We start from the raw sequence: 23,873 nt of genomic DNA, 5'->3' as shown, positions 1-23,873 counted from the left end.
ATGTTTGTGCAGGTGGATCGGGTATTGAGGGGTGCCTGGATGTCGTTGTGGAGTGGTCTGCGGTTGGTGCGGTCCCGGGATGCGGCTGGTGGTCTGGTCGTGCAGTTCGGGGTCGCGCTTCTGGACACGTATCTGGAGTTTCTGGCGGTGCGGTCCCGGCCGAATACCGTGGTCGCGGTCGCGTATGACCTGAAGGTGTTCTTCGCAGTGGTCGGCAAAGCGCCGGGCCGGGTCGTCGCGGCGGACGTGCTGGCGTTCGTGACCGCTCAATACGCTGGTGGCCCGGCCCAGCGTCTCCAGCCCGCCGGCGACGGTGGTGGGGTGTCTGCGCGGACGGTCCGGCGGCGGTTGTCGAGCGTGTCGGGACTGTTCGCGTTCCTGCAGGCACGTGGGGATGTCGAGGCGAACCCGGTGCCCCGCGGACTGCCGACGCGCAGGGAACGGCAGCGCCCGCGTCAGGGCGTTCCGCTGGTACGCACCCCACGAACGCTGCCGCGGATCCTGCCGGCTGCACACCGACTCCGACCTCAAGGTCTTCCTGCACTGGTCGGCCGACCAGGCGCTGAACCCGCTGCAAGCGGCGCGGACGGACATCGAGCGCTACGTGCGCTGGTTGCAAGACGTCCGCTGTTACCAGCGGTCGACGGTTTCCCGGCGGATGTCTGTGGTGATCGGCTTCTACCGCGTCTGCGTCATCGACGAGATCCTGCCGCACTCACCCGCCGACTACGTCCGCCGGCCGATCGTCCCGACCGAGTCACCCACCCTCGGCCTTAGCCATCTCCAGTTCGAGGCGATGATCACCGCCGCCCGACTGTCGGCAACATCAACGACTACGCCCTCGTCGCGATGCTCGGCCTGCTCGGACTGCGAATCTTCGAAGCGTGCGGCGCGAACATCGCCGACCTCGGCGAAGAACACGGCCACCGGGTACTCAAGGCCCGGGGCAAAGGCGGGAAGGTCGTCCTGGTACCACTACCACCGGCAGTGGCCAGGACGATCGACCGCGCCATCGACGAACGTAACGACGGCCCGATCCTGCGCAACGCCCGCGGCGCCCGGATGGACCGGCACGCGGCGACCCGCCGACTCAAGCACCTGGCCGAGACCGCCGAGCTGCGAATTCCGAAGATGCACCCGCACATGCTGCGCCACACTTTCGTCACCACCATGCTCGATGCCGGCGTCAGCCTCCGCGACGTCCAGATCGCCGCCCGCCACGCCGACCCCCGCACCACCATCCGCTACGACCGCGCCCGCAAGAACCTCGACCGCCACCCCAACTACATCCTCGCCGCCTTCATGGCCTCCGGAACGTAACGCGATCCAACGCACGACCGTGCCGATGTGAGGGTGTCTCTCCGGTTCGTCGGTTTGCTGCTGAATGAGCGACTACGAATCGCTTTCGGCGGTGTCAGACTTCTCGGTTGGCACCGGCATGCAGCACCCGAACGATTCTCGCCAGCCATTCGGCCTCTTCGTCGTCCCCGCAGGCATCGACGCGCATAAGCGCAGCCACACCGCCGTCGCCGTGGGCGCCGACGGTCGGCAGATCGCCACCGGAACCTGCGGAACCACGAGCAAGGACCACCTCGCGCTGCTGCACTGGGCCGACCAGCACGGCGACGAGCGGGTCTGGGCGGTTGAGGACCGCCACCCCACGACCGGGCACCTGGCACCTGGCACCTGGCACGCGATCTGCTCCCGCTGGCGAGCGTATCGTGCGGGTCCCGCCCAAGCTGATGGTCCACGCCCGCGACGATGCCCCGCACCTACGGCAAGTCCGAGGGAACGGGTAGGCCTAGGAAACGCGGTGGTGGATCGGTGTAGCGGACCGGGACAGGGGTAGCCAGCCCAGACAACGACTCGATTACGGAGGACTCCTTGGCGAAAGACACGCTCTCCCGTTCCCTGCACGACGTCGGGCTTGCCGCCTGGTTCGGCGGGACTCCGGCGAACGCCGTCGCCCTCAACCCGGCCGCCGCGGAGGCGGACACCGCGAATGGCACCGGCCGCGTGGCGAATACCGGCTGGAACAACTGGACACCGGTGAACGCGACCGCGATCGGCGCGCATCTCGTCGGCAGCGTCGGTGAACTCGTCGGCAACAAGTCTCGGCTGGTCGGCCAGCGCGGAGTCGGATCCACCGCGCTGACGAAGACGGCCCTGACCGCGGCGGCGCTCGCGGTGACCGGCTACAGCCGCATCCTCGGCCGCAAGGTCGCCGAGCAGCACTCGGTACCGGCGTTGGCCGGCACCGAGCCCGCTTCCAGCACGCCCGACGACGTACGCAAGGCGCAGAAGCAGTTGTCGGCACTCCAGTGGGTGATCCCGGCGCTGACCGGTGCGCTGATCGTGGTGAGCTCGCTGGCCGGCGAGCAGCAGCGGGCAAGCGAGGTGAAGAAGGGCTTCCTGGCCCGCCTCACCGGCTGAGTGACGGGAGCCTGGCAGGCTTGCCACGTGTTCCGACGCCGCCGCGCACAACTGCATTCGCCGCGCCAGAACGCGATCTTGAACTCTCTCAGCGGGCATGAGGGATCTCCGGCAGCCCGTTGCCGATTTCGGCAACGGGCTCACCGCGGCCACCGGCGCGCACCCGTGGCCGCAGCCACTGCGTGCCTTCTGGCCGGTGCGGTTCGAGCACCGCGAATCGCAGACCTCACCTCGACCACCAGCCGTCGACAGTCGTTCGCCCAACGACCTCACCCGACCCCAACTCATCGCCGTCACCGAGGGGCCGAGGCGTTTGTGGAGTTCTACGGCTAGCCGCGGAACTCGACGTGGCTGTTCTCCCAGGGCCACTGCTCCTCGGCGTCGTCGACCAGGGTGTGGCACGGAATCTCAGCAGGTCTAGATCACGGTTGTATGGCATACCGCCCGTGTGTTCCGGCTTCGGATTGAGCGTGGGATCTACGTTGTAGAAGTAGCGGTCGTCGAGCCGATAGTCGCGGCGGAACGACGTGCTCCACTGCGAGTTGCTCCCGACTTGGCGGACGACCGGGCTGGTCCATACTCGCTACAGGTACCTTTCGCCGGCTTCGGTGATCTGGGCGACCAGGTGAGTTTGAGTGGCGTTGTCGGACCATCGTTCGGCGCTTCGGCTTTCGGCGAGGAGTTCGCTGCCGACGACAGGTCGACCGTGTTCCCAGGGCCCGGGCCAACTCTCGAAGAGTCGCACCTCTACAAGGCCGCGGGCTTCCAACGAGACAAGACCTGGCCCACAGAGCTCGGCGACGTGCTGCCGAGACGACGCCTCAGCCCAGCCGAGCCGCCAGAGGGGTACAGGGCAATCCTCTAGACCTTCGAGCACGATGTGTTCCCCGGTACTGAGTCCCTGGTCGCCGCCCATAGCTCACTTCTGCCGGAACAGCAGGAGTCAGATAGTTGGTGCTTCACGTGAGGTCAGACCTCGATGCGGGAACATCCGGATCTGCCGCGATCCGCGCCAGGCACCAGCGCGATGCGGTCGGCAGCGGGTCCTTAGAGGTCGCCATCGCATACTGCGTCAGCACGGCGCCTTCGCGTCACCGGATCCGGCAGATGAGAACCCGACCGTCGCTGGTTCCGACCAGTAGCCGATCGGCCGCGACCGCTGTCAGAGCCGTGGGGAAGACTCCTTGAAGGCGCTGCCGCCAACGTACGGAGCCGTCCCGCAGATCGAGCGCGACGATCTCGCCGTCCTGGTAGGCGACGTAGGCCGTGCTGGTGTCGGTGTCCAGGTCAGTGGCGGCACAGTCGGCACGGAAGACCCAGCGTGGATCTCCGGTGGTGATGTCTCGCCGTACGACGAAGGCGCCGCCAGGTTGTAACCCATGACCGTGATACACGGTCCCGGCGTAGACCAGGCTTCCGTCTGAGATCTCCACTCCCGGCCCGGCGAAATGCGACTCGTCCGGCACCCACGAATAGCGGAACAGCCGCTGTGGGTCGCCGGCCGGGCGTGGGCGGCCGTCGGACCCGGAAGCCATCGGATCCGCAGCCGACAGCCATTCGACCGCCGGATCGAGCCTCCTTGGGGACGTACGCTCGATTTCCTGGAAGTAGATGCGGCGGCCCCGGCGCACTCGCAGCCGGGTCATCCGGTCCATGTCGACGGGGGCGATGGCCGGCTGCCCATCGTGGCACCGGACCAGGGTGTACGGGTGGTGCGGACTGAACCCGTCGATCCTGGCACCGTCTGCCAACGAGTATTGGACCAGCGGTCGCGCCGATTGCTGCCCGTACGGCCGCATCAACCCCGCCCATGCCGATCGTTCGTCCGGCGCCACCACGAGTTCCTGACCTCCGCCGCCGGAGTCGTCATCGTCGGGAATCCGCCATGAGGCCTCACCCGACGGCAGCCAGCACTCCACCGCGATACCGGCGAGCGCCGCCAGGATGCGCCCGTCGGAGAGTTCCTCGATCGCTCGCACGCTGCGCCGCGGTTCATCGTCACCGCTCAAGCGGCTCAGCGCCGCCTTTGCTTCGGCACGGCTGTCGGAGCGTGGCGCGGAGACGCGAGGTCCGGCCAACTCGGTCAAGTCGATCGTGCCGGGGCCGACAGCGCTCCAGTCAGCCCGTCGTACCACCGCCACGTGTCCCTCGACCCGCGCGGCCTTGTCCTGCCAGTCGTCCGAGGGCGCCAGCAGCATGCGCAAGGCTTGGTCGTCGAGCCACTCCAGGCCGAGAACTTGGCGGCCCAGGCCGTCCTCGAATAATGACACGGTCAGGTGGGTCTCCCAGTTGAGCAGGAGTAACTCACCCTCGAAGAAGTAACCGCCGTCGTAGCGGCCGGTACCGACTGCCAACAGCGGCAATGTCGGATGAAACGCCAGCGCATGCACAGGGAAACGGGAGCGGAGAACCGCCCGGCAGCTCAGGTCGCGGCTGTCGTAGACCGCCACCGGCGCCCGGTGGGACTCATGCACGTACGCACCGGCGACAGCCAGACGGCCTTCGGCCATGACGGCCAGAACGGGTTCGCCGATCTCAGCGAAGGGACGGTCACCGAGGATCCCGTCGACTCGCAGCGGATTGATCACGTTGAGAATCATCGCAGGACCCGGATTTGCCTTGACCACGCATCACGGCATCTAGCCTCTGGCCAGGTCACTCATTCGGTTGGGCTGAGCAAGCGTTCTGCGCCCATCTTGACGAGCTCAAGTCCGGAATCGAAGCCGATTGCGGCCGCTACTGGCCAGGTAGCGGCGTGGACTGACGGCTGTCGCGGACGTGAGCACGCGTCCGAGTATCGGCCGCACCTACCGAGTTCGGCCGCGACCGGGATTGGGCAGATCAGCCGCTTCGGCGGTTGCCGTACTGGCGAGGGCTCTGCACCGTGCCGGAACGGCCGTGGATGGGGCCCGCGGCACCGTTGATGTGGTTGGTGGCCGCCTTGCCCTTGGACCGGCGTGCTGCCCGGTTCTCGAACGGCTGCGGCTGCTCCTCGGACTCCCCTTCGGCGGTAGCAGTGGGATCGGCGTCGTCGGCAATGTCGGTCATCGGTATCTCCTCGAGCTGTTTCAGAAACTGCCTGATCACTGCGAATCCTCAGGCGGTCCGCGCGATAACAGACAGTAGCGTAGACCAAGTCGGTTCGGGCCTCCGTGACGCGTCGGCATGACGGAATCCGGATGACGACGCCGACGACACCCGAAAGGCTGGAGCACGCATCAGGCGACGCAGAACTCGTTTCCGGACGGGTCCTGCAGGACGACCCACTGGTGGCCCCACTCGTCATGTTCGGACAGGTAGGTCGCGCCCAGATCGACCAGACGTTTCACCTCGGCGGCCCGGTCGTCGGCGGTCAGGTCCAGGTGGCAGCGGTTCTTGGCGCTCTTGCCCTCGTCGACGGCGAGGAACATGAACGTCGGCCCGGCGGACGCGGCGCCGATGGTCGCGACGTGCCGCCCGGCGCCGTCGTCGATCGGCAGGCCGAGGGCCCGCGACCAGAATCCGGCGAGTTCCGCGGCGTCGGTGCAGTCGAAGGTGATGTGTTCGAGGGTCAGCATTCGTCCTCCAGAAGGTGTAGTGGCCAGCAGATCTCGGTGCGGTAGCCGGCCTCCGGCACGCCGTCGCCGGGGCCGAGCAGGTATGTCTCCCGGACCGGGCCGGCGATGGTGTGACTCGTCCCGGCCAGCCAGGCGCCGAGAGCCCGGTATCCGGCTGACATCTCCGGGTACGGCCCGGTGAAGCCGGCGACCGCGAACCGGCCCCCGGGCAGCCGCGTGGTCCCGTGCGCGGCCGGGATGTAGGCGGTGACCGGCGCGGGTTCGTCGAGAAACTCGGAGGGGAACAGGGCGCCGTACGGCCCGGACGGTGGCACACCGGCCAGCTCGGCCTCGAGAGTCCGGTACGCCTCGTCGAGGAAGCCGGCGAACTCGTCCTCACGGGCTGTGCCGGTGACGGCGAAGGCGGCGAACGACGGCACGTCGCGTTCCGTCACCGCGGCCGGGGTGACCGCCGCCGGCCGGTCAAGGAGTTCCGTGGTGACCCGCAGAGCCTGCTCGATGTGCGCCTGGCGGGCGCGCATCCGTTCCTGATGCTCAGCCAGCACCCGCCGCGTCACCGCCGGGTCGCGTGCGGCGAGGACCTCGCGGATCGACGCGAGCGGCACGTCGAGGGCCCGCAGGTCCCGGATGACCGCGGCGTCCCCGAACTGGGCGGCCCGATAGCCGCGGTAGCCGGTGCGCGGGTCGACCACGGCCGGCTCCAGCAGCCCGGACTCGTGATAGGCCCGCAGCGTGTTCGCCGAGATCAGCGTCGCCCGGGAGAACGCGCTGATCGGAAGGATTCCGTCCACACCAGGAGTCTCGACCCTCACCCTGGGCGAAGGTCAAACGCCCGTACCGGCTTGACGCATTCCGTTATGGGAATATGATGGCTGCTATGGCACGAGCAGCGACGACGTCGGACGCGTTCAACGCGATCGCCGAACCGCAGCGCCGGGACATCCTGGCGCTGCTGCGGTCGGGTGAGCGGCCGGTGACCGACCTGGCCCGGGAGCTGGGCATCAGCCAGCCGGGAGCCTCCAAGCACCTACGGGTGCTGCGGGAGGTGGGGCTGGTGCGGGTGCGCGGGGCGGGCAAGCAGCGCCTCTACGGCCTGGACGCCCGCGGGCTGAAGCCGATCCACGAGTGGGTCGGCGGGTTCGAACAGTTCTGGGCAGGCAGTTTCGACCGGCTGGAAACGTACGTGCAGGACCTCAAACAGACACGTCAGGAGCAATGACCGATGTCAGGGACAGGGCGGGAAGTACGCACCGGGCCGTCGGCAGCCGACCGGGAGATCGTCATCGACCGCATCATCGACGCACCGCCGGAGCTGGTGTTCGAGGCGTTCACCGAGGTACGGCACCTGTCGCAGTGGTGGGGTCCGGAGGGGTTCACCACCACCACACGGTCCTTCGAGTTCCGTGAGGGCGCGGTCTGGGACTTCGTGATGCACGGGCCGGACGGAACCGACTATCCCGAGTGGATCACCTGGACCGAGATCGTCCCGCCGGAGCGGATCACCCTGCTGCACGGCGAGTCCGGCGACGATCCGAACTCCTTCGAGTCGTTCCTGACGTTCGCGCCGGACGGGGCGGCGACCCGGATCGTGATGCGCACGGTGTTCCCCACCAGGGAGCTGCGCGACCAGGCCGTGGAGAAGTACGGCGCGATCGAGGGCGGCCGGCAGACCCTGGCCGGCCTGGCGGCCTACGTCACCGGCACCGGACGGAAGCAGGGAATCCACTGATGGCCGGCAAGGTGTTCTTCGCCGTCTCGATGTCGCTCGACGGCTTCAGCGCGCCCGAGTCGATGGAAGGTATTCGCGCCACCCCCGAGCAACGCGAGCGGGACCCGAGACTGGACCGCTGGGTGGCGCAGTGGATGGAACTGCAGTCATGGATCTTCCCGGTGCGGTTCTTCCGGGAGAACCTCGGCCTCGGCGAGGGCGGTGAGGAGGGACTCGACAACGACGTCGCCCGGACGACGTTCGAGCGCACCGGCGCGAGCATCATGGGCAGGCGCATGTTCGATCTCGGCGAGCATGCCTGGCCCGAGTCGGCGCCGTTCCACACTCCGGTGTTCGTTCTCACCCACCAGCCGCGCGACCCCTGGGAGCGACCGGGCGGGACCACGTTCCACTTCGTCGGCGACGGCATCCACAAGGCACTGGACCGGGCCCGCGAGGCCGCCGGCGACCGGGACGTCCGCATCGCCGGCGGCAGCGAGACGATCCTGCAGTTCCTCAACGCCGGCCTGGTCGACGAGTTCTCGATCGCGCTGGCACCGGTGCTGTTCGGCGCCGGGATCCGGCTGTTCGACGGCGTGGACGCATCCCGGGTCAGGCTTGAGCCGGTCCGCTCCGAGCCGTCGTCGCGGGCGACGCACCTGACCTACGCCGTGCACCGGCGGTGACGGTCAGTCCCGGGCCAGGTCGCGGAGCAGTCCGACGACGGCGGCCACGTTGGGCCGGTGCTCGGCCGGCGACCTGAGCACGGCGACGATGTGCCGCTCGAAGGTCTCGGCGAGCGGCAGCACGTCGAAACGGGACGGACGCAGCCGCAGCATCAGGTCGGTCACCGTGCTGACTCCGATCCCGGCCTCGACCAGGGCCAGCGAGACCGCGGTGTCGACCACCTCGTGGCGCAGTTCCGGTTCGATCCCGGCCCTCCGGCAGGCGGTCCGGATGGCCAGGCCGTAATGGGTGTCCTCCGGCGGCAGGATCCAGCCGACCGGGGGACCGGTGGCGGCCAGGCTGACCGGTCCCGGTGACGGCATCGACCCGGCCGGTACGGCAAGCGAGAACCGTTCCCGGTAGAGCAGCATCACCCGCAGCGACGGGTCGCGCCGGATCGGGACGTCCGGGTACTCCAGCCCGACGGCCAGGTCGACGGCACCGGAGGCCACCGCGTCGTACACGTCGTCGACGACCAGTTCCCGGCTGCGGACGACGAGGTCCGGATGGGTGGTGCCGAGCCGGGCGAGCATGGCCGGCAGGATCTCGGCGACCGCGGTGGCGAACAGGGCCATCCGCAGTACGCCGGCGACCCGCCCGGCTCCCTGTTCGAGCTCGGCGGTGGCGGCGGCCTCGATGTCGAGGATCCGCTGGGCGTGCCCGGCCAGGGACAGCCCCGCGTCGGTCAGTTCGACCCGCCGGCCGACCCGGCGCAGCAGCGGCACCCCGGCGGACCGTTCCAGCGCGCCGAGCTGCTGCGAGACGGCTCCGGTCGTGTACCCGAGCGCGGTGGCGACCGCCGTGACGGTGCCGCGGCGGCGCAGTTCGACGAGTGACCGCAACTGGACGCTCGACCAGTCCATATAGAGAATCTAAAGCTTTTCAACGACAGATCAGCAATGGACGTCCACGAAAAGTCCGGCCGATGATGGGTCATGCGCAGAGACCTGCCACCGGCCGCCGAGGTCGTCGTCATCGGCGGCGGAGCGATGGGCACCAGCATCGCCTTCCACCTGGCCGAGGCGGGCGTACGCGACGTCGTGCTCCTCGAACGCGACGAGCTGGGCACCGGCTCCACCTGCAAGGCCGCCGGCGGTGTCCGGGCGCAGTTCTCCGACCGGATCAACATCGAGCTCGGCGCCCGCAGCCTGGAGGCTTTCGCCCGCTTCGGTGCCCGGCCCGGCCAGGAGATCGACCTGCACCGGGTCGGCTACCTGTTCCTGCTGTCCACGCCGGCCGACGTGGCGTCCTTCGAGCGTGACGTGGCCCTGCAGAACGAGATGGGCGTCGACAGCCGCATCATCAGCGTGGCCGAGGCGAAGAAGCTGTCCCCACTGATCGAGACGGACGGCCTGCTGGCCGCGGCCTGGTCGCCGGACGACGGCCACTGCACGCCGGAGTCGGTGGTGCTCGGTTACGCGACCGGCGCCCGCCGGCACGGTGCCACGCTGCGCACCGGCGTGACGGTGACCGGCATCGACATGGCCGGCGGTGAGGCCCGGACCGTGCACACCGACCGTGGCCCGATCACCGCGGGCACGGTGATCTGCGCGGCCGGCGCCTGGTCGGCCGCGGTCGGTGCGATGGCCGGCACCGAGCTGCCGGTCACCCCGCTTCGCCGCCAGATCATCTTCACCGAGCCGATGCCCGATCTCGTCGAGGTGGTGCCGTTCACCATCGACTTCTCCTCCACCTACTACTTCCACCGGGAGGGTCGTGGTCTGCTGATGGGCATGTCCGACCCGGAGCAGGAGCCCGGCTTCCACCTCGACTACTCCGACGCGTGGCTGCCCCGGCTGGGCGCGGCCATCGAGCGGCGTGCACCGGGCCTGCTCGACGTCGGACTCCGCGACGGCTGGGCCGGGCTGTACGAGGTGACCCCCGACCACAACGCCATCATCGGCCGGTCCACGACGACGCCGAACTTCCTGTACGCCACCGGCTTCTCCGGCCACGGCTTCCTGCAGGCCCCGGCCGTCGGCGAGGTCATCCGGGACCTCTACCTGGGCCGCGAGCCGGTCGTGGACGTGTCACCGCTGACCACCGACCGTTTCGCCGCCGGTGCGACCGGCCGGCCCGAGACCCACATCGTCTGACTCCGGGAGCCGACCAGCATGATCCTCCAGTGGCAGCTGAGGGCCGCGTTCGCCCGGCGCCTCTCCACCATGTACGGCCGTGAGGTCCCCGCCTACAACACGCTCGTCGCCGTCGCCGAGGAGGTCAACCGGGACGTTGTCGACCGCGACGGCGCCGACGCGCAGCGACTCGGCTCGATCGGCCGGATCACCGCCGAACGGCACGGCGCCATCCGGGTCGGCACCCCGGCCGAACTGAGTCAGGTGGCCCGGATCTTCGGCGCGCTCGGCATGCGCCCGGTCGGCTTCTACGACCTGCGGGAGGCCGCCCGCAGCGCGGTGCCCGTGATCTCCACGGCGTTCCGGCCGATCGACGCCGACGAGCTGGCGCTCAACCCGTTCCGGGTGTTCACCTCGATGCTGACCCCCGCCGACCAGCGGTTCTTCACCCCGGACCTGCGGGCGCGGCTCGAGACGTTCCTGGCCGGGCGGGAACTGTTCGGCCCGGAGCTGCTGGCCCTCGCCGACCGGGCCGAGCAGGAGCACGGCCTGCCCGACGCCGAGGCCGAACGCTTTCTCGAACTCGCGGTGGCGGCCTTCGAGCTGTCGGCCGAGCCGGTGGACCGCGCCTGGTACGCCGAGCTGGAGGCGGTGTCGGCCGTGGCCGCCGACATCGGCGGGGTCCGCAGCACCCACATCAACCACCTCACCCCGCGGGTGCTGGACATCGACGACCTCTATCAGCGGATGACCGACCGCGGCATCGAGATGATCGACACCATCCAGGGTCCGCCGCGCTGGCGAGGACCGGACGTGCTGCTGCGCCAGACGTCGTTCCGGGCGCTCGCCGAGCCACGGGCGATGCGCGAACCCGGCGGCACGGTCACCACCGGCGCGTTGCGGGTCCGGTTCGGCGAGGTCGAGGCGCGTGGCGTGGCGCTCACACCGGCCGGGCGGGAACGCTATGACGCGCTGCTCACCGAGATCGATGTGCGGTTGTCCGGCGACTCCGGACGTACCCGCGCCGAAGTCGCCGTTGACGTGTGGGAGGAAGGACTGCCCGGCACCGAACGCGGGCTGCGCGAACAGGGCCTCGCCTATTTCACCTACACGCTGAACGCGAACCGGCCGGGCGCGAACCCGCCGGAGACTCCGAAAGCCCTGGTCGACGAGGGCTGGGTGACCGCGACGCCGATCGTCTACGAGGACTTCCTGCCGCGTTCGGCCGCCGGGATCTTCCAGTCCAACCTGAGCAGCGAGGGCAGCCGCGACACCGGACAGCAGGGCGTCGACTACGACCAGGCCTGGCTCTCCGGAGCGATCGGCAGAGAAATTCACAACCCCTTCCTTTTGTACGCCCACGAGCAGGCCGCCTCGGTCGGTGCGATCGTCGCGAACCTGGACCTGCCGACGACCCTGAAGGACATGCCTTGAGCGACCTGCCGACCACCGAAGCACTGCGTGACCGGGCCCGCGCGAGCCTGGACCGCATCGGCGTCCGGATCCCCGACGGCGACGACCTGCACGCCCGGTCGCCGATCACCGGTGAGCACCTGTTCGGACTGCGAGCCACCACCGCCGAGCAGGTGGAACAGGCTATCGGCGAGTCCGGGCAGGCGTTCCTCACCTGGCGCACGACACCCGCCCCGGTCCGTGGCGAACTCGTCCGCACCCTCGGCGAGCTGCTGCGCGTGCACAAGTCCGACCTGGCCGACCTGATCACCATCGAGGCCGGCAAGATCCGCTCCGAGGCCCTCGGCGAGGTCCAGGAGATGATCGACATCTGCGAGTTCGCGGTCGGCCTGTCCCGCCAGCTCTACGGCCGCACGATCGCCTCCGAGCGGCCCGGCCACCGGCTCGCCGAGACCTGGCACCCACTCGGCGTCGTCGGCGTCATCTCCGCGTTCAACTTCCCGGCCGCCGTCTGGTCGTGGAACACCGCCGTCGCCCTGGTCTGCGGCGACGCCGTGGTGTGGAAGCCGAGCGAGCTGACCCCGCTGGTCTCGCTCGCGTCCAGCCACCTCCTGGACCGGGCCATCGAGCAGACCGGAGCGCCACGCGAACTGCACCGGCTGCTGCTCGCCGACCGTACCGCCGGTGAACTCCTGGTCGACGACCCGCGGGTCGCCCTGGTCAGCGCCACCGGCTCGACCCGGATGGGCCGCGCGGTCGGCCCGCGGGTCGCCGCCCGTTTCGGCCGGGTGCTGCTCGAACTCGGCGGCAACAACGCCACCGTCGTGGCCCCGTCCGCCGACCTGGATCTCGCGCTGCAGGGCATCGTGTTCGCCGCCGCCGGAACCGCCGGCCAGCGCTGCACCACCCTGCGCCGCCTCATCGTCCACCGTGACATCGCCGACCAACTCGTCGAGCGGCTGGCGGCCGTCTACGGGCGGCTGCCGATCGGTGACCCGTTCGACGAGTCGACCCTGGTCGGACCGCTGATCACCGACGCGGCCGCGGACGCCATGGCCGCCGCCCTCGAGCGGGCCCAGGCCGAGGGCGGCAAGATCGTCGCCGGCGGCCGCCGGGTGGACAAGGCCGGCGGTGCCTACGTGGAGCCGGCCATCGTGCGGATGCCCCGGCAGACCTCGATCGTGCGCGAGGAGACGTTCGCGCCGATCCTCTACGTCCTCACCTACGAGACGTTCGAGGAGGCCGTGGCACTGCACAACGACGTACCGCAGGGCCTGTCGTCGTCGATCTTCACCCGCGACCAGCAGGAGGCCGAACGCTTCCTGGCCGCCGACGGCTCCGACTGCGGCATCGCCAACGTCAACATCGGCACGTCCGGGGCCGAGATCGGGGGCGCTTTCGGCGGCGAGAAGGAGACCGGCGGCGGCCGTGAATCCGGTTCGGACGCGTGGCGCGCCTACATGCGGCGGGCCACGAACACGGTGAACTACACCAGCACGCTGGCGCTGGCCCAGAACGTCAGCTTCCTCTAGCCCGCCGTCCCGCCCGGCCGCCGTCCCCGGCTGGCGCTCACCGTTGTCTCGGGTGGGCTGAGGCAGCGGTGGGGGCCGGCCGGGAAATGGGGGGAAATGGTCCACTGTGTCTGGTAGACAGGCCGGATGCCCGCACGCCGACGAGTCGTTCCGCTAGCCTGTGCCCTCGCCGTCGACATGGCCGGCAGCGGCCTGTTCCTGCCGGTGTCACTGCTCTACTTCACCGAGGTGGCGGGCCTGCCGCTGGGTACGGTCGGTCTGCTGCTGAGCGCCGCCGGCCTCGCCTCACTGCCGGTGCCGCTGATCGTCGGGCATGTCGCGCACCGGTTCCCGGCCGTCGACCGGGTGCTGCTGGCGCAGATCCTGCAGGGCGCGGCGTTCCTGGCGTACGGCGGGGCGCACCATCCGGCCGCGGTGCTGGCGGTGGCGATGCTCGCGTCGATCGGGCAGCGGCTGTTCTGGTCTTCGTTCTTCTCCGTCGTGGCGGGGCTGGCCGAACCGGGGGAGGACCGGCAGCGCACCGACCGCCGCTACGCCCTCACCGGCATGATCCAGATGGCGTCGACCGGCGTGGGGATCCTGGCCGGTGGGCTCGTGGTGACCTACGGCTGGTACCAGCCGGCCGTCTGGCTGAACGCCGGAACGTTCCTGGTGTCGGCGCTGTTGCTGCTGTTCGTGCCGCGGGACCCGGCAGCGGCCGGTGCCGGGCGCCCGGCCGGCGGCGGGTACCGGGAGATGCTGCGGGACCGGCCGTACCTGATGCTCATCGCCGTCAACACGGTGTTCGCGCTGTGCAGTGTGTTCATCGGCGTGGCGGTGCCGGTCTACCTGGTCGACGCGCTGCCCGCGCCGCACTGGCTGGTCGGGCCGCTGCTGGCCGCGAACACGGTGCTGCTGGCCACCGGGCAGGCACTCGCCGTCCGGCTGGTCCGGCCGCTGTCCCGTCCGCGGGGGCTCGCGCTGGCCGGTGTGCTGTGGGTGGTGTGGGCGCTGGTGTACGCGGGGGCCGTCCGGGTTCCGGGGGCGGTGCTCGTTCCGTACCTCATGGTGGGGCTGATCTTCTTCGCGGCCGCCGACCTGATCCACGCGCCGCTGTCGAACGCGCTGTCGGCCGCCGCCGCCCCGCCCGCGCAGCGGGACCGCTACCTGGCGGTCTACCAGTACTGTTTCGCGTTCGCGAACATCCTGGCGCCGACGTTCTTCACCGCGCTGCACGCCCGCGGACCGGCGGTGCCGTGGCTGGTGCTGGCCGCGGTCACCGCTGTCGCCACCGTGATCATCCACCTGCTCGACACGCCTCTCACCGCCCGCGAGAACACGGGCCGCACCATGGGTCCCGCTGCCGACACGCTGAGCTGACCGGTCGGCTGATCACCTCCGGTCGTCGGTAGAGTGCCGGGGTGCGGACGGTGGTGACGGGTGCGGCGGGCTTCATCGGCAGCCACCTCGTGCCCGCCCTGCTCGCCGGCGGTCACGACGTGATCGCGGTCGACGCCCCCGGCCGGGCCGCGTTCCCGGACGCGGCGCTCGCCAACGTCGCCGCCCTGGCCCGTGCCGGCGTCTCCGTGACCGTATGTGATCTCGTCACCGACGACCTGACACCGCTCGCCGATGCGGACGTGATCCTGCACCTGGCCGGGCGTCCCGGGGTCCGCAGCTCGTTCGGGCCCGGTGCGACGGATGCCCACCGGGACAACGTGATCGCCACCGAGCGCCTGCTCAGCGTCCGCGCCGGCCGGTTCGTGCTGGCCTCCAGCTCGTCGGTCTACGGTGACGCGGGGCATCCGTGCGACGAGGACGATCCGGTCAGCCCGCGGAGTCCGTACGCCCGGTCCAAGGCCGAGGCGGAGCGGCTCGTCGTGGCCGCGGGCGGCATCGTGCTGCGCTACTTCTCGGTGTACGGGCCGCGGCAGCGCCCGGACATGGCGTTCCACCGATTCATCGAGGCCGCTCTCGACGGTTCCCCGGCACCGCTCTACGGCGACGGCGGTCAGAGCCGCTCCTTCACCTATGTCGGCGACGTGGTCGGCGCCACCGTCCGGGCGGCGCGGGCGCCGCTGCCGCCGGGCACGATCCTCAACGTGGGCCATCCGGTCACGGTCAGCGTCCGGGACGCCCTGGACCGCATCGGTACGCTGCTCGGCGCACCCCCGCCCACGGTGGCGAAGGATCCCGCTCGCGGCGACGTGCGACGGACCTGGGCCGGCACCGAGCGGGCCGCCGCGCTGCTCGGCTGGACCGCCACCACCGGCCTCGACGAGGGCCTGACCAGCCAGATCGCCTGGCACCGTGCCCGCCGGGGAGGGGATCATGGTTGACGGCCACCGTGCCGCCTACCTCGCGTTCGACCGGTTCCCGTCGGCCAAAGGCTCGGCCGTGCACATCCGGCACATGGCGGCCGAGCTGTTCGAACGCTACCGGGGCGGCCTGCTCTGCGTGCTCGGCGGCGGCGACCTGCCCGCGTACCAGCGTGAGGGCGACGTCGAGATCGTCCGGTTCACCGACGTCGTGCCGAACCTGCTGGACCGGGCCGAGGCCTTCTCCGCCTGGGCCGCCGGGCAGCTGGCGCCGCACCGGGACACGCTCGAACTCTGCCACGTCCGCGACCCGTGGAGCGCGCTGCCCGCTCTGACCACCGGGGCGCGGATGGTCTACGAGGCGAACGGGCTGCCGTCGATCGAGCTGCCGTACGCCTGGCCGCTCGCCGCCCCGGCCACCCTCGCGAAGGTCCGTGAACTGGAGCGGCACTGTCTCGCGCGGTCGGCGGCGGTGGTCGTTCCGTCGTACGTCATCGGGAAGGCCGTGACCGATCGCGGCGTGGCACCGGACCGCGTGCATCTGGTCCCGAACGGTGCCGACCCGGCGCCGGCCGGCGTGCCGCGCCCGGTGGAGGCGCCGGGCCGCTATCTGATCTACGTGGGCGCGCTGCAGCCCTGGCAGGGTGTCGACGTGCTGCTGCGCGCGTTCGCCAGACTCGCCGACCTGACCGATCTGGATCTGGTGATCTGCTCGTCGGTGTCGCCGAACCGGGCCCGCCCGCTGCGCCGCCTCGCCGACCGTCTCGGTGTCGCCGGGCGGGTGCGCTGGCATTACCAGTTGCCGCACGCCGAGGTGGCGGGCTGGCTCGCCCACGCCGAACTGTCGGTGGCGCCCCTGACCGCCTGCGACCGCAACGTGGAGCAGGGCTGCAGCCCGATCAAGGTGTGGGAGTCGATGGCGGCCGGCACCGTGGTCGTCGCCTCCGACCTGCCGGTGATCCGCGAGGTGCTGGGGGAGCACGGCCGGCTCGTGCCACCGGACCGGCCGGCCGAGCTGGCGCGTGCGATCCGGGTGCTTCTGGAGTACCCGCAGGTGTGCCGTGAACTGGGGGATAACGCCCGGAAACACGTCCAGGACGGGTTCACCTGGAAACACGCGAGATCCCGTCTCGCGGACGTCTACGACCGTGTCGCGGTCCACTGATAGGTTCCGGTCATGTTCTGGCGCAAGCAGAAGGCCGCTATCGCGGGGTTCCCTCCGCTGCACCAGGCCCTCATCCACGAGCGTGGCTTCACCGCGACCCAGCCGGCGGACGCCTGGACGGCTCTGGCCGCCAGCCTCGGCAGGCACAACGAGCTGGTGCGCCGCTCGAAATGGGCGCTTCCTCCGCGTACCCTCGATGTGCTCGTGCCCTTGATCCTCGAGGTCTGCTCGGACGTCGGGCGCACCGGCATGCTGACCGTCACGGCCGACCTGCGGGGCCCGGAGGCGCTCGGCAAGACCTCCCCGTCGCGCAACCTGGCCGTCCGGCCGCCGGTCCGGTCCGCCGTCGAGACGTGGACGATCGACCCGTGGCTGCGGCTGCACGCCGAGCTGCGCGACGGCAGCGTCCTGGACATCCTCGTCGTCGACCGTGCGCGCACCCGGCGGGTCACCAAACGCAACCCGCGGGGCAAGACCAAGGTCAAACGCAAGATCAAGCAGGTGCAGATCATCAAGGTACGCCGCCGGCTGCCCAAGGACGGCACGAGCGCCCGGCCCGCAGGCCCGCCGCCGCGCTGGATCACCGTGCAGGTGCGCGAGGGCCGGCGCCGCAGCGTCCTGGCCGCCGCCAAGATCGACCGATTGCCGCGGAGCGCCGAGGAGCAGCTCGACCGGATCCTGACGGTCACCACCGAACCGTTCCGCTGGACCCCGCAGACCACCGCCGGAGGCGCCCGATGACCCTTTGCGCCGTCACCACCGGCTTCTTCACTCTCGGCAAGTGCGGCACGACGGCCGTCGCGGGCTGCCCGAGCTGTGGCCGGGCCCTCTGCGCCGGCCACGTCACCGAGGGCGGCCTGTGCCCGGAGTGCGCCGCCGCGAACAACCGGTTCGGCCACCCGGCCGCCGTCGACGCCTACCGCCGGCGCGCCTACCGGCACCGCACCGCCGGCGTCTATCAGGACGCCGTCTGGTACACCGGCTTCGACTCCTACGACCGGGCGGCCTTCGACCCGGGCGCCGCCGCCTCCCAGGACTACCTCGACGACGGCGACGACGCCCTGGTGGACAGTTGATGCGGGTTCTCTGGATCACCGAGAACTTCCCGCCCAGCCCCGGAGGTATGGCCACCTCGTGCGACCGCATCGTCCGCGGTCTGCGCGCCGCCGGCGTGGGCGTCGACGTCGTGCACCTGAGCCGGCGCACCACCGCGCAGCGGGTCACCGGCGTACGTACCGTGCCGCTCGGCGAGGATCCGGAACACGCGCTGCGCCTGCTGTGGACCACCCTCGCCCCGGAGATCGGCCGCTACACCCATGTGGTGGCGTTCGGCGGCACGTACCCGATGCTCGCCGGCCCGGTGTACGCCCGATGGGCCGGCCTGCCGTTGATCACCCTGCTGCGCGGCAACGACTTCGACACCGGCATGTTCTCGCTGCGCCGCCAGCCGGTCGTCCTGGAGGCGTTGCGCTCGTCCGCCCACGTCTGCGTGGTCGCCGCCGCCACCGAACCGCTCGTCCGCGCGGTCGCCCCGGCCACACCGGTCACCTGGGTGGCCAACGGCATCGACACCGCCGACTGGCAGATCCTGCCGTCCGAACGCGCCCGCGCCGCCGAGTGGCGCTCCGCGAACGTCACGCCCGGTCGGCGCACCCTCGGCATGATCGGCCAGCTCAAGAACAAGAAGGGTGTCCGCCTGCTGCTGGAGACCCTGTTCACCGGCGGCCAGGCGTCCCGGTTCCACGTCGTGCTCGCCGGCTCGCTGGAACCCGGCATCGAGTCGCTGCTGTCCGACCTCGAGCACACCGTGCTGCCGTTCCAGGACCGCTACCAGCTGCTCGGCGTCTACGCCGCCTGCGACGTGGTGGCCCTGCCGTCCTTCTACGACGGCCTGCCCAACGTCGCCCTGGAGGCCGCCGCGCTCGGCACCCCGCTGCTCACCTCGGACGCGGGCGGCCTCGCCGATCTCGTGACCGACGACATCGGGTTCCGTTTCACCGCCGGTGACCCGCACGCCTGCCGCGCCGCCGTGCACCGCGCCGCACTGGCCTCCGGCGACGAGCTGGCGGCGATGGGCGAGGCCGCCGCGCGACGCGTCCGGGAACGCTTCGACGTGGCGGCCGAGACCGAGGGCTACCTGAAGGTGCTGGCAGCCGTACGGTGATCGTCTGCTACGCCCGGGGCGGCGGACTCGGCCACCTCACGCGCGTCCGCGCCTACCTGCACACCGTCCACGCCGACGAGCCGGCGACGATCCTCAGCACGTCACCGTTCACCGCCGACCCGCGCGTCCTCGGCCCGCACCGGCTGCTGCCCGCCGCCGCCCTGCCCGGCCTGCGCCCGGCCACCCTGGTCGTCGACGCCTTCCCAGCGGGCCCCGACGGCGAGCTACGGGCCCGTTCGGTGCCGGCCGGGACGCGGACCGTCCATCTGGCCCGGCTGCTGCGCTGGGACGCCTACCAGCGGATCCTGCCGCCCGACCCGATCCGGTTCGACGAGGTCCGGACACTCGAGCCGCTGTCCGAGGCGCACGCGGCCTTCCTCGGCCCCGGTGAACCGCTCGCCCTCACCGACCCGCCCGCCTCCGGGGCCGGCCTCCCCGGCATCCCCGGCGGCTCCTGGTTGATCGTGCACTCCGGCCCGGCGACCGAGATCAACGACCTGATCGGGTACGCCCGTGACTGCGCCGAAGCCGAAGGCCGCCGGCCCCGCCTGGTTCTGGTCGCGCCGAGCCGCCCACCCGACCTGGCCGAGGACGTCTCGCACGTCGATCCTTACCCGGCGTGGCCCCTCTTCGCATCCGCCGATCGCGTGATCTCGGCGGCCGGGTTCAACATCGTCCGTCAGATGGCCCCGTGGCGGTCCAAGCACCGGATGCTGCCGTTCCCGCGCCGCTGGGACGACCAGTTCACCCGCGCGGCGCGAGCCCGCCGGGACGGTTCCGGGCACTGACCGCCTCCCGCTTGCCGGGAACGTGCACCTGACCGAGGCCCAGCTCGCCGTCCTGAACCGGTCGCACGGCGACGCGTGACGGCTCAGCCGAGCATCTGCCGGGCCAGGTCCTCGGTGGAGACCGGTTCCAGCAGGGCACGCATGGCGGCGTAGGCGGTGACGGACAGCGGGCCGACGAGTGCGTAGACGGCGGTGGTCAGGAGGTTGCCGGCAACGATTGCCCCAAGCCCGGCGCCCAGGGTGGCCTGAACCAGCGAGGCGACCGCTCCGCCACCGAGCATGACGGCCACGACAGTGCCGCACCGGGCGAGCGCGAAACGCCGCCGGTTGTCGAAGAGGACGAAGCAGCGGTTGATCGCCCAGCCGCCTTCGACGGCGACGACCGGGACCAGCGTGGTCAGCACCAGCAGCAGGTAGATCCCGGGGAGCACCAGCAGCAGGAATCCGACCATGAGCATCACACCGGCCAGCAGGCACAGTCCGATCAGCGGCAGCACCCGCCGGGCGATGACCCGCAGACAGGTGCCGACGGTGGCCGGCCGTCCCGAGGCGGTCAGCACCATCAGCGGTACGACCGCCAGCGTCACCAGGAATACGACCAGGACGCCGGCTACAGCCACCGCGGTCCCCGGCCCGGACGACTCACCCAGCCGGCCGGTGGCGGCCTCGCACACCACCGAGACGACCGCTCCGATGGCCTGCAGGATCAGCAACCGTGGCCAGATCGCGCCGACGACCGTCATGGTGCGCCGCCACCAGCCACCGTAGTCGAACCCGATCAGCGGGTCGGCCGGAGGGAGACGGGGCGGCTCAGCCACGGCGGATTCGTGCGGAGGGGTTGCGGCGCATACGGTGTGCGTACCGGTTACCGTCCCGGCAAGGTGCGGCTTCGGTGCTGGATCACCCGACGGGGATCGACCATGGATTCGTCAGGCGGTCCGTAGACAGGTGGCGGCCGACCGGGTCACGGCCGAGACCTCCTCGGCGGTGATCCGGGCGGCGGTGAAGTCGGCGTCGGACCGGACTCCGTCGTACGCACGCTCCTTGATCCTTCTGACGGACCGGACCGTCGTGCGCCAGTCCTTCCCGGCGACGGTGAACAGCAGTTCCGAGGTGGTCCAGGTCGGGACGTCGTCGCTCCAGAGGTCGCGGGCGGCATGCGGAAGCAGGCGCAGCCACACCCGGTACAGGTCGTTGCGCTCGATCTGGATCTCCACCTCCTCGCAGGGGCCGATCGTGCCGAGCTCGATCAGTGGGCGATAGCCGGGATCGTGCTGAGCGGGCGGCATGCCGCCGCGGATCGCCCTGTCGGGGACGAGCACCACACCGCTGGCTGGCAGCGGCCCCGAGTTGCGGACCGTCACCGAGGTCACGTGTTTGAAGTCGTCCGGGTCGGTGGTGTCGGTGCCGCGGTCCTGGAACGAGACCAGCGACGAGAACCGCAGGTCGTCGTCCTCCACGGTGCTCAGGTCGGCGCGGTTGTGCTCCCGGTGGTTCTGGACGCCGAGGAACAGGGCCGGCACGGCGATCAGCAGCGCGGCCCAGGCGACGTACATCTGCCGTCCGGTGCGCGGGCGCGGGGGCGCGTCGATGTGGACGACGCGTCGGCTCATGACGCGGTCCCGTGGTCTGTCACGCACTGGCTGCCGCCCCTCGGAATGTCACGAGTGCGGGCCGACCGCGCCCCCGGACCGCCTCATCATAGGGATCGTTATGCAACAAACTGCTGATATCCGGCTTCGTCTCCTCACCGGCTGACCCCGCGGGGAGCGCGACCGCATTGTTTGCGAGTGCTAACAACGAAGGAATGAGAGCGGTCGTGTACGACCGGTACGGGGGACCCGGTGTGCTGCGGGTCGCGGACGTGCCGAAGCCTTCGCCGGCAGCCGGTCAGGTGCTGATCCGGGTGGCCGCCACCTCGATCAACCTGAGCGACTGGGAGTGTCTGCGGGGCTCGCCGGCGTACGCGCGGATCGGTGGCCTGCGTGCCCCGGCGCGCCGGATTCTCGGCTCGGACATCGCCGGGTCCGTCGAGGCGGTGGGGCCCGGTGTCAGCCGCTTCCGGGCCGGGGACGAGGTGTACGGCGACAATCTCGATCTCAAGGGTGGCTTCGCCGAGTACGCGGTCGCCCCCGAGTACGTGCTCGCGCCCCGGCCGGCCGGTCTGAGCGCCGCCGAGGCCGCCACGATCCCGCAGGCGGGCGTGATCGCCCACCAGGGTCTGGCGGGTCTCACCGCCGGGCGGCATGTCGTGATCAACGGTGCCGGCGGCGGTTCCGGCGCGTTCGCGATCCAGCTGGCGAAACGGCTCGGCGCCGAGGTGACCGGTGTCGACAATGCGGGCAAGCTCGGCTTCATGCGGTCGCTCGGTGCCGACCATGTGATCGACTATCGGCGCGACGACTTCACGCGGCTCGGACCGTACGACCTCATTCTTGATCTTGTCGCCCATCGCTCGGTGTTCGCCTACCGCCGGGCGCTCGCCCCCGGAGGCCGCTATCGGTGTGTCGGCGGGACGGTGCGCACGTTGCTGCGGGTGCTGACCGCCGGGACCGTGACTGGCCTGCTGACCGGTCGCCGGATGGGTGTGCTGGCGGTGAAGCCGGGTCCCCGCTGGTTCGCACCGGTCGCCGGCCTGTGTGCGGCGGGCGATCTGACCGTGCACATCGACCGCACGTTCGCCCTCGACGAGGTCCCGGAGGCACTCGCGTACGTCGGTGCGGGCCGAGCTTTGGGCAAGGTCGTCGTCCGGGCGAGTTGAGACGGAATTCCGGAAAGCCACGGATTGTCGCGCCTACCGTGAGCCGATGAGACGAATCATCGTGCTGACCTGCGCCGTCCCGGTCCTGCTCGCGGCCGCCGCGATCGCCGGCACGGCCGCCGCGACCACCGTCGGCGGGAACCCGGGCGGGGAGGTTCCGGTTCCGGCCGCGTCGCCGCCGCTGGGCGACGAGTACTACATGGCCTCGGACATGATGAAAGGACTGCCGAAGATCACGGAGTTGCCGGCCGGCTACACCTTCGTCAGCGACGACGGCGGTTCGACCATGCAGTTGCCGCAGTTCAACTCCGATCTGTGCAGCGGGATGGCCGGCGAGATCTGGGGGCCGGTGACCAGCGTCTCGCGGCACTTCGAGCACCGGGCCGGCGGCCGGTTGAGCATCGAGATCACCGCGAACGGGCGCGACTTCGCCGCCGGGGTCGTCAAGGACACGGCCGACGCGCTCACCGAGTGCCCGGTCGCCGAGTACGAGGGCGCGACCACCAGGCACTCCAAACTGCCGCTGCCCGCGCTCGGTGACTCGTCGGCCGGGCTGAACTCGGTCTCCGGCACACGGCTCACCCGGTCCGCGGTCGTGGCCTGGGGCCCGGTGTACGTGGGTGTCGAGGAGACGGACGCCGACGCCGGCGGCGAGGCCCGGTTCGTCGAGATCGTCAAGGCCGCGGCGAAGACGGTGGTACGGATCGCCGAGGGCCCGGCCGCCGACGAGCTGAGGAGAGGGCTCGTCGAACTGCCGGACCTGCCGGCCGGCTTCCGGCTCCTCGCCGAGCGTACGGCCGAGAACAAGGACTTCTTCAAGGAGTACGACTGCGACGGCAAACTGGTCGGTTACGGCACGCCGGGCGTCGCGGTTCAGCGCACCTTCGCCATGGGCGACGCCGGCACTCCCGTCGTCGAGTCGGTCGTGGGCACCACCTCCGACGGATGGTCTCTGATCGGGGCCCTCAACCAGCGGATGTCCACCTGCCCGACCATCACCGACGAGTCCGGCCGCAAGCAGATCGCCACCAGCCTCCAGGTCCCGGCCACCGACATCACCATCGAGGGCATCCTCTACCGCGACGACCCGGTACGGGCCCGCGGCGTGTTCGTCTACCGCGACATCTGCGCCGAGGTCTGGATCACCAAGGTTCCCGGCCTGACCATGGAACAGATCGAGAAGATCGTCGGCAACGCGCTGGGCGGCGTCTTCGACGTCTACCACGGCTGAGACGTCGGCCCCGGCTGCGACGC

At 70.6% G+C, this 23,873-nt stretch carries 26 protein-coding genes; 18 read left to right on the top strand and 8 right to left on the bottom strand.

Annotated features, from left to right (window positions below):
• Both AB0G04_RS35060 and AB0G04_RS35055 read left to right on the top strand, forming a co-directional pair.
• On the top strand, positions 1-777 hold the full coding sequence (locus AB0G04_RS35060; protein WP_360991965.1) for a site-specific integrase: 777 nt from the start codon (positions 1-3) through the stop codon (positions 775-777).
• A gap of 48 nt (positions 778-825) precedes the next feature.
• Positions 826-1,320 carry a tyrosine-type recombinase/integrase gene (locus tag AB0G04_RS35055; RefSeq protein WP_360991962.1) on the top strand — a complete coding sequence of 165 codons (495 nt, stop codon included), beginning with the start codon at positions 826-828 and terminating at the stop codon, positions 1,318-1,320.
• A 94-nt stretch (positions 1,321-1,414) separates the two neighbouring features.
• On the opposite strand, the gene AB0G04_RS35050 is transcribed toward AB0G04_RS35055, so the two are convergent.
• Positions 1,415-1,657, bottom strand: a complete 243-nt coding sequence (locus tag AB0G04_RS35050) for a hypothetical protein (protein ID WP_360991895.1) — start codon at positions 1,655-1,657, stop codon at positions 1,415-1,417.
• 227 nt (positions 1,658-1,884) lie between these two features.
• Between AB0G04_RS35050 and AB0G04_RS35045 the strand changes: the two genes are divergently transcribed.
• Positions 1,885-2,433 carry a hypothetical protein gene (locus AB0G04_RS35045; protein WP_360991892.1) on the top strand — a complete coding sequence of 183 codons (549 nt, stop codon included), beginning with the start codon at positions 1,885-1,887 and terminating at the stop codon, positions 2,431-2,433.
• A gap of 1,091 nt (positions 2,434-3,524) precedes the next feature.
• Here the strand turns inward: AB0G04_RS35045 and AB0G04_RS35040 are convergent.
• The 4 genes from AB0G04_RS35040 to AB0G04_RS35025 form a co-directional block, all read right to left on the bottom strand.
• A complete protein-coding gene (locus AB0G04_RS35040; protein WP_360991889.1) occupies positions 3,525-5,033 on the bottom strand; it encodes a PQQ-binding-like beta-propeller repeat protein in 1,509 nt (502 codons plus the stop codon).
• A gap of 241 nt (positions 5,034-5,274) precedes the next feature.
• Positions 5,275-5,481: a hypothetical protein gene (locus AB0G04_RS35035; protein WP_360991886.1), complete on the bottom strand. Its 207-nt coding sequence runs from the start codon at positions 5,479-5,481 to the stop codon at positions 5,275-5,277.
• Between the two features lie 170 nt (positions 5,482-5,651).
• Positions 5,652-5,990 (bottom strand): VOC family protein, encoded by a 339-nt coding sequence (locus AB0G04_RS35030; protein ID WP_360991883.1) that lies wholly within the window; start codon positions 5,988-5,990, stop codon positions 5,652-5,654.
• The gene (locus tag AB0G04_RS35025) at positions 5,984-6,781 is read right to left on the bottom strand and encodes a MerR family transcriptional regulator (protein ID WP_360991880.1); all 798 of its coding nucleotides are present in this window, start codon (positions 6,779-6,781) and stop codon (positions 5,984-5,986) included. Before AB0G04_RS35025 ends, AB0G04_RS35030 begins: the two co-directional genes overlap by 7 nt.
• Positions 6,782-6,867: 86 nt before the next feature.
• Here AB0G04_RS35025 and AB0G04_RS35020 point away from each other — a divergent pair, with 86 nt between their 5' ends.
• The 3 genes from AB0G04_RS35020 to AB0G04_RS35010 are packed head-to-tail and all read left to right on the top strand — an operon-like array spanning position 6,868 to position 8,384.
• Positions 6,868-7,209, top strand: coding sequence for a metalloregulator ArsR/SmtB family transcription factor (locus tag AB0G04_RS35020; RefSeq protein WP_360991877.1), 342 nt, complete (start codon positions 6,868-6,870; stop codon positions 7,207-7,209).
• A gap of 3 nt (positions 7,210-7,212) precedes the next feature.
• Entirely contained in the window at positions 7,213-7,719 is a 507-nt protein-coding gene (locus AB0G04_RS35015) for an SRPBCC family protein (protein WP_360991875.1), read from the top strand.
• Positions 7,719-8,384, top strand: coding sequence for a dihydrofolate reductase family protein (locus AB0G04_RS35010; RefSeq protein ID WP_360991872.1), 666 nt, complete (start codon positions 7,719-7,721; stop codon positions 8,382-8,384). Before AB0G04_RS35015 ends, AB0G04_RS35010 begins: the two co-directional genes overlap by 1 nt.
• 3 nt (positions 8,385-8,387) lie before the next feature.
• Here the strand turns inward: AB0G04_RS35010 and AB0G04_RS35005 are convergent, their stop codons facing one another.
• On the bottom strand, positions 8,388-9,287 hold the full coding sequence (locus AB0G04_RS35005) for a LysR substrate-binding domain-containing protein (RefSeq protein WP_360991869.1): 900 nt from the start codon (positions 9,285-9,287) through the stop codon (positions 8,388-8,390).
• 72 nt (positions 9,288-9,359) lie between these two features.
• Between AB0G04_RS35005 and AB0G04_RS35000 the strand changes: the two genes are divergently transcribed.
• The 10 genes from AB0G04_RS35000 (at position 9,360) to AB0G04_RS34955 (ending at position 19,858) form a co-directional block, all read left to right on the top strand.
• The gene (locus AB0G04_RS35000; protein ID WP_360991867.1) at positions 9,360-10,520 is read left to right on the top strand and encodes an FAD-binding oxidoreductase; all 1,161 of its coding nucleotides are present in this window, start codon (positions 9,360-9,362) and stop codon (positions 10,518-10,520) included.
• An 18-nt stretch (positions 10,521-10,538) separates the two neighbouring features.
• On the top strand, positions 10,539-11,933 hold the full coding sequence (locus tag AB0G04_RS34995) for a VOC family protein (protein ID WP_360991864.1): 1,395 nt from the start codon (positions 10,539-10,541) through the stop codon (positions 11,931-11,933).
• Positions 11,930-13,444: an aldehyde dehydrogenase family protein gene (locus tag AB0G04_RS34990; protein WP_360991861.1), complete on the top strand. Its 1,515-nt coding sequence runs from the start codon at positions 11,930-11,932 to the stop codon at positions 13,442-13,444. The genes AB0G04_RS34995 and AB0G04_RS34990 overlap by 4 nt, the downstream gene beginning before the upstream one ends.
• Positions 13,445-13,570: 126 nt before the next feature.
• On the top strand, positions 13,571-14,803 hold the full coding sequence (locus tag AB0G04_RS34985) for an MFS transporter (RefSeq protein WP_360991859.1): 1,233 nt from the start codon (positions 13,571-13,573) through the stop codon (positions 14,801-14,803).
• A gap of 41 nt (positions 14,804-14,844) precedes the next feature.
• Positions 14,845-15,762 (top strand): NAD-dependent epimerase/dehydratase family protein, encoded by a 918-nt coding sequence (locus AB0G04_RS34980; RefSeq protein WP_360991856.1) that lies wholly within the window; start codon positions 14,845-14,847, stop codon positions 15,760-15,762.
• A complete protein-coding gene (locus AB0G04_RS34975; RefSeq protein WP_360991854.1) occupies positions 15,755-16,906 on the top strand; it encodes a glycosyltransferase family 4 protein in 1,152 nt (383 codons plus the stop codon). The genes AB0G04_RS34980 and AB0G04_RS34975 overlap by 8 nt, the downstream gene beginning before the upstream one ends.
• 12 nt (positions 16,907-16,918) lie before the next feature.
• Positions 16,919-17,647, top strand: a complete 729-nt coding sequence (locus AB0G04_RS34970; RefSeq protein ID WP_360991850.1) for a hypothetical protein — start codon at positions 16,919-16,921, stop codon at positions 17,645-17,647.
• Complete coding sequence (locus AB0G04_RS34965; RefSeq protein ID WP_360991847.1) at positions 17,644-17,982, top strand: hypothetical protein; 339 nt, start codon at positions 17,644-17,646, stop codon at positions 17,980-17,982. Before AB0G04_RS34970 ends, AB0G04_RS34965 begins: the two co-directional genes overlap by 4 nt.
• Positions 17,982-19,070 carry a glycosyltransferase family 4 protein gene (locus AB0G04_RS34960; protein ID WP_360991844.1) on the top strand — a complete coding sequence of 363 codons (1,089 nt, stop codon included), beginning with the start codon at positions 17,982-17,984 and terminating at the stop codon, positions 19,068-19,070. Before AB0G04_RS34965 ends, AB0G04_RS34960 begins: the two co-directional genes overlap by 1 nt.
• A complete protein-coding gene (locus AB0G04_RS34955; RefSeq protein ID WP_360991842.1) occupies positions 19,067-19,858 on the top strand; it encodes a hypothetical protein in 792 nt (263 codons plus the stop codon). The genes AB0G04_RS34960 and AB0G04_RS34955 overlap by 4 nt, the downstream gene beginning before the upstream one ends.
• Positions 19,859-19,941: 83 nt before the next feature.
• On the opposite strand, the gene AB0G04_RS34950 is transcribed toward AB0G04_RS34955, so the two are convergent.
• The gene (locus AB0G04_RS34950; protein WP_360991840.1) at positions 19,942-20,676 is read right to left on the bottom strand and encodes a hypothetical protein; all 735 of its coding nucleotides are present in this window, start codon (positions 20,674-20,676) and stop codon (positions 19,942-19,944) included.
• 111 nt (positions 20,677-20,787) lie between these two features.
• Positions 20,788-21,471 carry a hypothetical protein gene (locus AB0G04_RS34945; RefSeq protein ID WP_360991837.1) on the bottom strand — a complete coding sequence of 228 codons (684 nt, stop codon included), beginning with the start codon at positions 21,469-21,471 and terminating at the stop codon, positions 20,788-20,790.
• Positions 21,472-21,665: 194 nt separating this feature from the next.
• Here AB0G04_RS34945 and AB0G04_RS34940 point away from each other — a divergent pair, with 194 nt between their 5' ends.
• Together AB0G04_RS34940 and AB0G04_RS34935 are read left to right on the top strand one after the other, a co-directional pair.
• Positions 21,666-22,619, top strand: a complete 954-nt coding sequence (locus tag AB0G04_RS34940; protein WP_360991834.1) for an NAD(P)-dependent alcohol dehydrogenase — start codon at positions 21,666-21,668, stop codon at positions 22,617-22,619.
• A gap of 46 nt (positions 22,620-22,665) precedes the next feature.
• A complete protein-coding gene (locus tag AB0G04_RS34935) occupies positions 22,666-23,850 on the top strand; it encodes a hypothetical protein (protein ID WP_360991832.1) in 1,185 nt (394 codons plus the stop codon).
• Positions 23,851-23,873: the final 23 nt, after the last annotated feature.

The organism is Actinoplanes sp. NPDC023801, from assembly GCF_040639655.1.
In the GTDB taxonomy this organism is placed as follows: Bacteria; Actinomycetota; Actinomycetes; order Mycobacteriales; family Micromonosporaceae; genus Actinoplanes.
The sequence above is the reverse complement of the archived record's forward strand: the minus strand, read 5'-3'. Positions and strand labels throughout refer to the sequence as shown.

Excerpts from the sequence above, each read along its gene's own strand:
- AB0G04_RS35020 (WP_360991877.1), top strand. The coding sequence starts at position 6,868 with ATGGCACGAGCAGCGACGACGTCGGACGCGTTCAACGCGATCGCCGAA.
- AB0G04_RS34960 (WP_360991844.1), top strand. The coding sequence starts at position 17,982 with ATGCGGGTTCTCTGGATCACCGAGAACTTCCCGCCCAGCCCCGGAGGT.
- AB0G04_RS35000 (WP_360991867.1), top strand. The coding sequence starts at position 9,360 with ATGCGCAGAGACCTGCCACCGGCCGCCGAGGTCGTCGTCATCGGCGGC.
- AB0G04_RS34945 (WP_360991837.1), bottom strand. The coding sequence starts at position 21,471 with ATGAGCCGACGCGTCGTCCACATCGACGCGCCCCCGCGCCCGCGCACC.
- AB0G04_RS34965 (WP_360991847.1), top strand. The coding sequence starts at position 17,644 with ATGACCCTTTGCGCCGTCACCACCGGCTTCTTCACTCTCGGCAAGTGC.
- AB0G04_RS34935 (WP_360991832.1), top strand. The coding sequence starts at position 22,666 with ATGAGACGAATCATCGTGCTGACCTGCGCCGTCCCGGTCCTGCTCGCG.
- AB0G04_RS34985 (WP_360991859.1), top strand. The coding sequence starts at position 13,571 with ATGCCCGCACGCCGACGAGTCGTTCCGCTAGCCTGTGCCCTCGCCGTC.
- AB0G04_RS35015 (WP_360991875.1), top strand. The coding sequence starts at position 7,213 with ATGTCAGGGACAGGGCGGGAAGTACGCACCGGGCCGTCGGCAGCCGAC.
- AB0G04_RS35010 (WP_360991872.1), top strand. The coding sequence starts at position 7,719 with ATGGCCGGCAAGGTGTTCTTCGCCGTCTCGATGTCGCTCGACGGCTTC.
- AB0G04_RS35060 (WP_360991965.1), top strand. The coding sequence starts at position 1 with ATGTTTGTGCAGGTGGATCGGGTATTGAGGGGTGCCTGGATGTCGTTG.
- AB0G04_RS34970 (WP_360991850.1), top strand. The coding sequence starts at position 16,919 with ATGTTCTGGCGCAAGCAGAAGGCCGCTATCGCGGGGTTCCCTCCGCTG.
- AB0G04_RS35005 (WP_360991869.1), bottom strand. The coding sequence starts at position 9,287 with ATGGACTGGTCGAGCGTCCAGTTGCGGTCACTCGTCGAACTGCGCCGC.
- AB0G04_RS34940 (WP_360991834.1), top strand. The coding sequence starts at position 21,666 with ATGAGAGCGGTCGTGTACGACCGGTACGGGGGACCCGGTGTGCTGCGG.
- AB0G04_RS35035 (WP_360991886.1), bottom strand. The coding sequence starts at position 5,481 with ATGACCGACATTGCCGACGACGCCGATCCCACTGCTACCGCCGAAGGG.
- AB0G04_RS35040 (WP_360991889.1), bottom strand. The coding sequence starts at position 5,033 with ATGATTCTCAACGTGATCAATCCGCTGCGAGTCGACGGGATCCTCGGT.
- AB0G04_RS34995 (WP_360991864.1), top strand. The coding sequence starts at position 10,539 with ATGATCCTCCAGTGGCAGCTGAGGGCCGCGTTCGCCCGGCGCCTCTCC.
- AB0G04_RS34975 (WP_360991854.1), top strand. The coding sequence starts at position 15,755 with ATGGTTGACGGCCACCGTGCCGCCTACCTCGCGTTCGACCGGTTCCCG.
- AB0G04_RS35030 (WP_360991883.1), bottom strand. The coding sequence starts at position 5,990 with ATGCTGACCCTCGAACACATCACCTTCGACTGCACCGACGCCGCGGAA.